This is a genomic window from Pantoea sp. R102, assembly GCF_004916815.1.
GTDB lineage: Bacteria > Pseudomonadota > Gammaproteobacteria > Enterobacterales > Enterobacteriaceae > Pantoea > Pantoea dispersa.
Map to the genome: position 1 here is coordinate 1 of NZ_SDFT01000047.1, position 6,211 is coordinate 6,211.

Below are 6,211 nucleotides of genomic sequence, written 5' to 3' on the forward strand. Positions count from 1 at the left end.
ATTATCCGTGGCGATTCATACTTTTCATTTCCTGCCGGGTTAATGTGTCCGCCATCTACTAGATTCATGTAGTGGGAAATTATACGCACCATATACGCATTACGGCTGCATTCCCCTTTGATGGCGTCTACGCGCTTAGAAAGTTCAAGGGGCAGCAAACAGCCTTGCGGCTTTTTAGGGTTTACCACGGCTCATTGTCCTCGTCTGTGTATACGGAAACCTGCATAGGGCTGATCCACCAGTCAGGCTCATCAGATGCATCTGCAACAGATTTCTTATCGTTGATGGCGTCAATCCATTTGCTGTATTCATCTGGCTGCTCTGCCTCAACCTGAACGCTCTCGTAAGGGAATTCAGCGGTGACAACTTCATACACTTTCTCAAATGGAACAGCTTTGCTCTCAATTCGCTGTAACATACGGCCAGATTGTTCAGTCACTTTCTGAATATGAGTTTCAAACTGAGCATCTAAACCGGCAACGGCTAAGCGGCGCAATGTCTCTTTGTCTCCTTCAGTGAATTCAATAGGGCACACCACAGCGTTAGAGCTGCCTTCAGAGCGCTTGTAAGCCACGCTATCTAGTTCAAATGAGAAAGCCATACCAGCGTCGAGTTGAATTGCATCGGCGTTCTCAGGCTCTCCCAGGCGACGTATCAGGATGTCAGCGGCAGTGCGAAGAATACGAGCATAACGCTCCCCGACAGTGTCTGATTTCTTCAGTGCTCTACGCTTGTTGATTGTTTCCATGATTCCCTTAGTGCTTAATTCAGCACTCTTCATTACAAAGATGAGTTGATTGACAGGGATGCGTGTAGACTTCTCAGTGGTAGTGGCTACTGAATAGAGCAAATCATCCATACGCTTTCCAAGAGAACAGGCTCCTGTATCTTCATCGTATGACGCATTAGCAAACAGAGACGCATAAGGGTTATCTGTTACCTTAGCCTTACGGCCTCTTGTTTCCGTCTTTATTTCGGAAGTAGATATTACTGGCTTAGTAACTTCATCGCCGAACAGGGCTGTTTGAACGCATGAAGGAATATCAAACGCATCAGGCAGGCAATCAATCTGCGTGTTAACAATCTCACCAGTGGCTGTGTCTACGGCGTTCATCTGTCCGCCAATCATCATCATTTCAATGCTCATAGTGTTCCCGGATTATTATAGTTTTATTTCGGAAGTAGATATTAATTACGGAAGTAGGTATCAAGGCCACCAAGAAACGAGTAACGCAGTAAGGAGAAAAAGAGAGACAAAATCCATTATATTACCTCCAGCACTGGAGTGTGAACAGAATAGAAATACCTCATTCCGTCATCATGTTTCTTCAGTAATCCCATTTCTAAAAATTTCTGAATGATTACGCGTGAACCTGTGAAGAGCTGGGCGTCTTCGCCTAAGCCATACAAAGCATCTAACGCGTCAAAGTTAACAAACACACGCTTGTGATTATTCTGTAATCTGACAAGGTGTGCGTAGACTAGTTTCATATCTCCGTTAAAGCGTTCTACTTTTCCGCATAAGATAAAGTTTTTAGTTCTGTGGTAATGCAATGGGTTTAGATTTACAGCGGCTGCTGCTTTTGATGCGTTCATAGTTTTAAGTTTCCTGTAAGGAATAAAGTAACCTGTACGCCTTTGAGGGGCAAAACAGGAAGGCTCCTTAGTTGTCTGTCTTAGGGATGAGCATCCATGCTCTGACAGAACAACAACATTCTCCGCAGTGAAGGAGGGCACTACGCAGATGAATAAGAAAAGGGGACAGGAGGAAGGCCCGCCCCTTTTGAGGAAAAGAACGCAAGAGGAAAATGTCTTGCATTCTCTATTGGCATACTCACAGGGGACCAACCCTGCTATTTCTCTTGTCGAAGGAGACACGGCAGCTAGTCGTGCTTTCCCACATATGCCAGATGAGGAAGAAAGGAAACAGGGAAGTAATGCGTTCTACTTTTTCATTGCCCTATATTATCTATACAGTCCTATTTCAGCGTTTTGTGACAAATTATTTTTAGGCCAGAAGTCTTATGCTTGAAAAGTAAGGGAATTTATTTTTCACTTTTTTCCACTTTTCTGCATTTCTCTGTCACAAATTTCCATGAGAGTTGCATGGTGTCATGGTTCCGATTTTCACGCGTAAATCGAAGCGTAGGCTGCTGTCGATGTTTCCCCTTCACCTTGCGTGAGGGGAACGAGACGAAGCAGGCAAGCGTAGATAGCGGGAAATTGTCCTTGTGAGTGAGCTTGCGAGCGAATGCCTTTGCTTTGAAATGGGAGGAGGAAGCTTGCTTGCGACTTCCTTTATTTGAAAAGGCTTATGATAGCATTTCTGAAATGATCTCAGGCTTCATAGGAGGCTCTCTGTTGAGTTTAAATGCAAAGTGGGTGGCAATGCATTGGTGAGAAAGAAAAGCGCTTAGGATGGATTCTAGAGCGCTATAGAGGGTGTTATTAATTATGATAAGATCTATGAAGATAATTTGATGAACATAACACTTAGCTTAACTTAATCAAGCCTTAACACATTTATATTTCTTCTCTAAATATGTAACAATGTAAGTGCTAAGGTTGGCATCAGCGATTGACATTCTCATTTCTTTTGATGATTTATCCCAAAGATAAGTTAGCCCTTTTATAAGTTCATCAGTGTCTATGCTCTTGACGCATAATAGTTGGCTACCTGTTCTGATTCCATACATTCCATTGGTGGCTAAAACCCCTTCAACCATTCCTGTAATACTTGTGTTCAATAAATTCTTTAAAGCTAGTATAGCTTGCTGTTCTGAATCATCAGGAGGTGTTTGTCTTTTCAATGGTGAGTCAATGATTGCTTGAGCATTTATAAACTCTTGTACGGTAATTGCTTTTGCCGTGAAGGTTATGAATATAATTAAAATTCCCAAGTATTTTTTCATTTTTTATTGATTTTTCCCATTAAATTTAAGACAGAGATAATAACCATGTAGTATTGCTCTGCCGCTTCACTTATAGCAAGCAGATTATTAACCACCCTGTATAGAACAAGAGGGGGCTGGTGAGATAAAGGGTGTGATAAAACTGGTATAAAGCTGTGATAATCTCTTACGCGTCAAAGAATGCGGTCAGGCATCTGTAACCGGCTTGTGCAAACAAGCCACTTCCCGTAAGCTGCTATATTGATGGAAGTAATACTTCTATATGACTCGGGGTGCCCTTCTTTGTGAAGGCTGAGAAATACCCGTAATACCTGATCTGGATAATGCCAGCGTAGGGAAGTCAGATGCCTGACCGCATTCGCCTTCCTGATTGCCGGTTGGGAGCCTTATGACACAGCCTGACCCTCTTTCCCCGGCGCAACTCGCGCACTCTCTGCAACTGCTGCGGCAGCAGGCACCGCTGGTGCACTGTATGACCAACGACGTGGTGCAAACTTTTACCGCCAACGTGCTGCTGGCACTGCAGGCTTCGCCCGCGATGGTGATTGATGGCGATGAAGCGGCGCAGTTTGCCGGTTTCGCCGATGCGCTGCTGATTAACGTTGGCACCTTAACCCGCGAGCGCCGCGATGCGATGCTGGCGGCGGTACAGGCCGCTAACCAGGCCGGCACACCGTGGACGCTCGATCCGGTGGCGGTAGGCGCGCTAACCCTGCGTACGGAATTCTGTCAGCAGCTGCTAAGCCTGCGACCGGCGGCCATTCGCGGCAACGCTTCAGAGATTCTCGCCTTAGCGCACCAGGCCACGGGCGGACGCGGTGTGGATAGCGTGCATCAGGCCGATGCTGCACTGAACGCCGCGCAGCAGCTGGCGCAACGCTGCACGACTATCGTTGCGGTAACCGGCGAAGTCGATTACGTCACCGATGGCCGCCAGACGCTGGCAATACCCGGCGGCAGCCCGCTGATGACGCGCGTGGTCGGTACCGGTTGTGCGCTATCCGCCGTCGTCGCGGCGTGCAGCAGCCTGCCGGGCGAGCGCCTCCAGCACGTGGCAGCGGCCTGCCGCTTGATGTCGCTGGCCGGTGAGCAGGCCGCGCGCAGCGTGGCAGGGCCGGGCAGCTTCGTCGCCGCTTTTCTCGATGCGCTCTGGACGCTGGAGGTGGCGGCATGAAACGTATCAATGCATTGACCATTGCCGGCACCGACCCCAGCGGCGGCGCAGGTATCCAGGCCGATTTGAAAGCGTTTTCCGCGCTCGGCGCGTACGGCACCAGCGTGATTACCGCGCTGGTGGCACAGAACACCCGCGGCGTGCAGTCGGTGTATCGCATCGAACCGGCATTTGTCGCTGCACAGCTCGACTCGGTGCTGGACGACGTGCGCATTGACGCCGCGAAAATCGGTATGCTGGCGGAGACGGCGATTGTTGAGGTGGTGGCAGAGAAGCTGAAACGCGCCAGCCTGCCGTTTGTGGTGCTGGATACGGTGATGATTGCCAAAAGTGGCGATGCGCTGCTGTCGCCCGATGCGGTAGCCAGCATTCGTGAACGGCTGCTACCGCAGGTATCGCTGATCACACCCAACCTGCCGGAAGCCGCGGCGCTGCTGGGTTGCCGCATGGCGCAGGACGAGGCGACTATGCTGCAACAGGGCGATGCGCTGCTGGAGCTGGGCTGTGAAGCGGTGCTGATGAAGGGCGGTCATCTCAGCGATGCGGAAAGCCCGGACTGGCTGATCACCCGCGCCGGCCGCCAGCGCTTTACCGCGCCGCGCGTTAACACCCGTCATACGCACGGCACCGGCTGCACGTTGTCGGCGGCGCTGGCGGCATTGCGACCGCGCCATGCGGACTGGGCGGGCACCGTAGCGGAGGCCAAGGCCTGGCTGCAGCAGGCGCTGCTGCACGCCGATTCGCTTGAGGTCGGCCACGGCATTGGGCCGGTGCATCATTTCCATCAGTGGTGGTAGGGCGTAACGCCAGATTGCCGTTTTTTCACTGCGTATCCGTCTGAAAAATGGAGTCAGCAATTTGCCAGCCTGGCGCGTTTCGGTCCAGGCTGTGGGGGCGAATCGGCAGGTGCCGGTTCTTTTCCAGCCATTTATCAGGAGCGAACATGACGGACATCGTACAGTTATTGGGTAAAGAGGCGGATACGCTTCTTCAACATCGCTGCATGACCATTCCAGCGGACAGCCTTTATTTGCCGGGCGCGGATTATGTCGATCGCGTGATGATTGATAACAATCGTTCTCCTGCGGTACTGCGCAATATGCAGACGCTCTACAACACCGGCCGTCTGGCGGGTACCGGCTATCTGTCGATTCTGCCGGTGGATCAGGGCGTCGAACACTCTGCCGGCGCCTCGTTCGCTGCCAATCCGGCCTATTTCGACCCGAAGAATATCGTCGAGCTGGCGATTGAAGCCGGCTGTAACTGTGTGGCATCAACCTATGGCGTGCTGGCCTCCGTGTCACGTCGCTACGCGCACCGCATCCCGTTTATGGTCAAGCTGAACCATAACGAAACCCTGAGCTATCCCACGCAGTATGACCAGACGCTGTACGCCAGCGTTGAACAGGCGTTCAACATGGGCGCGGTTGCGGTCGGCGCCACCATCTATTTTGGCTCTGAGCAGTCACGCCGGCAGATCGAGGAAATTGCAGCGGCCTTCGAGCGTGCGCACGAGTTGGGCATGGTGACGGTGCTGTGGGCCTATCTGCGCAACAACGATTTCAAGAAGGATGGGGTGGATTATCACGCCAGCGCCGATTTAACCGGTCAGGCTAACCATCTGGCGGCCACCATTGGTGCCGACATTGTGAAGCAGAAAATGGCAGAGAATAACGGCGGCTATAACGCGGTGAAGTTTGGCCACACCGATGAGCGCGTGTACAGCAAGCTGACCAGTGAGAATCCGATCGACCTGGTGCGCTACCAGCTAGCCAACTGCTACATGGGCCGCGCCGGGCTGATTAACTCCGGCGGTGCTTCAGCCGGTGCGACCGATGTGGCAGAGTCGGTGCGTACGGCGGTAATCAATAAACGCGCCGGCGGCATGGGGCTGATTCTCGGGCGCAAGGCGTTTAAGAAGTCGCTGAAAGAGGGCGTGGCGCTGATTAATGCGGTGCAGGATGTGTATCTGGCGAAGGATGTGACGATTGCCTGATGGTGTGAGGTGCGTTTTTCACCCTCACCCTAACCCTCTCCCGCAGGCGGGAGAGGGAACAGTATTGGGCGGTTTTTTAATGCGTTAATTCTCTGACAGCTTACTGGAACAGCTCCCTCTCCCGGTGGG

General features: G+C 51.6%; 8 protein-coding genes and 1 riboswitch. Of the genes, 4 read left to right on the forward strand and 4 right to left on the reverse strand.

Annotated features, from left to right (window positions below; translation table 11 throughout):
- The 3 genes from ERD80_RS22630 to ERD80_RS06680 all read right to left on the reverse strand — a co-directional run.
- A partial coding sequence (locus tag ERD80_RS22630) for a hypothetical protein (RefSeq protein WP_211145571.1) occupies window positions 1-188 on the reverse strand: 188 nt, incomplete at its 3' end.
- Complete coding sequence (locus ERD80_RS06675; RefSeq protein WP_136546275.1) at window positions 182-1,147, reverse strand: hypothetical protein; 966 nt, start codon at window positions 1,145-1,147, stop codon at window positions 182-184. The genes ERD80_RS22630 and ERD80_RS06675, both read right to left, overlap by 7 nt.
- A gap of 116 nt (window positions 1,148-1,263) precedes the next feature.
- A complete protein-coding gene (locus ERD80_RS06680; RefSeq protein ID WP_136546277.1) occupies window positions 1,264-1,596 on the reverse strand; it encodes a hypothetical protein in 333 nt (110 codons plus the stop codon).
- Window positions 1,597-1,744: 148 nt separating this feature from the next.
- Here ERD80_RS06680 and ERD80_RS06685 point away from each other — a divergent pair, with 148 nt between their 5' ends.
- Window positions 1,745-2,032 carry a hypothetical protein gene (locus ERD80_RS06685; RefSeq protein ID WP_136546279.1) on the forward strand — a complete coding sequence of 96 codons (288 nt, stop codon included), beginning with the start codon at window positions 1,745-1,747 and terminating at the stop codon, window positions 2,030-2,032.
- A gap of 475 nt (window positions 2,033-2,507) precedes the next feature.
- Here ERD80_RS06685 and ERD80_RS06690 read toward each other — a convergent pair whose 3' ends face one another.
- Window positions 2,508-2,912 (reverse strand): hypothetical protein, encoded by a 405-nt coding sequence (locus ERD80_RS06690; RefSeq protein ID WP_136546281.1) that lies wholly within the window; start codon window positions 2,910-2,912, stop codon window positions 2,508-2,510.
- A 258-nt stretch (window positions 2,913-3,170) separates the two neighbouring features.
- Window positions 3,171-3,267, forward strand: a riboswitch (TPP riboswitch).
- Between the two features lie 33 nt (window positions 3,268-3,300).
- On the opposite strand from ERD80_RS06690, the gene thiM reads away from it, so the two are divergent.
- The 3 genes from thiM to fbaB all read left to right on the forward strand — a co-directional run bounded on the left by thiM (window position 3,301) and on the right by fbaB (window position 6,082).
- Window positions 3,301-4,086 carry a hydroxyethylthiazole kinase gene (gene thiM, locus ERD80_RS06695; RefSeq protein WP_058769945.1) on the forward strand — a complete coding sequence of 262 codons (786 nt, stop codon included), beginning with the start codon at window positions 3,301-3,303 and terminating at the stop codon, window positions 4,084-4,086.
- The gene (gene thiD, locus ERD80_RS06700) at window positions 4,083-4,883 is read left to right on the forward strand and encodes a bifunctional hydroxymethylpyrimidine kinase/phosphomethylpyrimidine kinase (protein WP_058769946.1); all 801 of its coding nucleotides are present in this window, start codon (window positions 4,083-4,085) and stop codon (window positions 4,881-4,883) included. The genes thiM and thiD overlap by 4 nt, the downstream gene beginning before the upstream one ends.
- Window positions 4,884-5,029: 146 nt before the next feature.
- Entirely contained in the window at window positions 5,030-6,082 is a 1,053-nt protein-coding gene (gene fbaB, locus ERD80_RS06705; protein ID WP_058757271.1) for a class I fructose-bisphosphate aldolase, read from the forward strand.
- The last annotated feature ends 129 nt before the right edge of the window (window positions 6,083-6,211 follow it).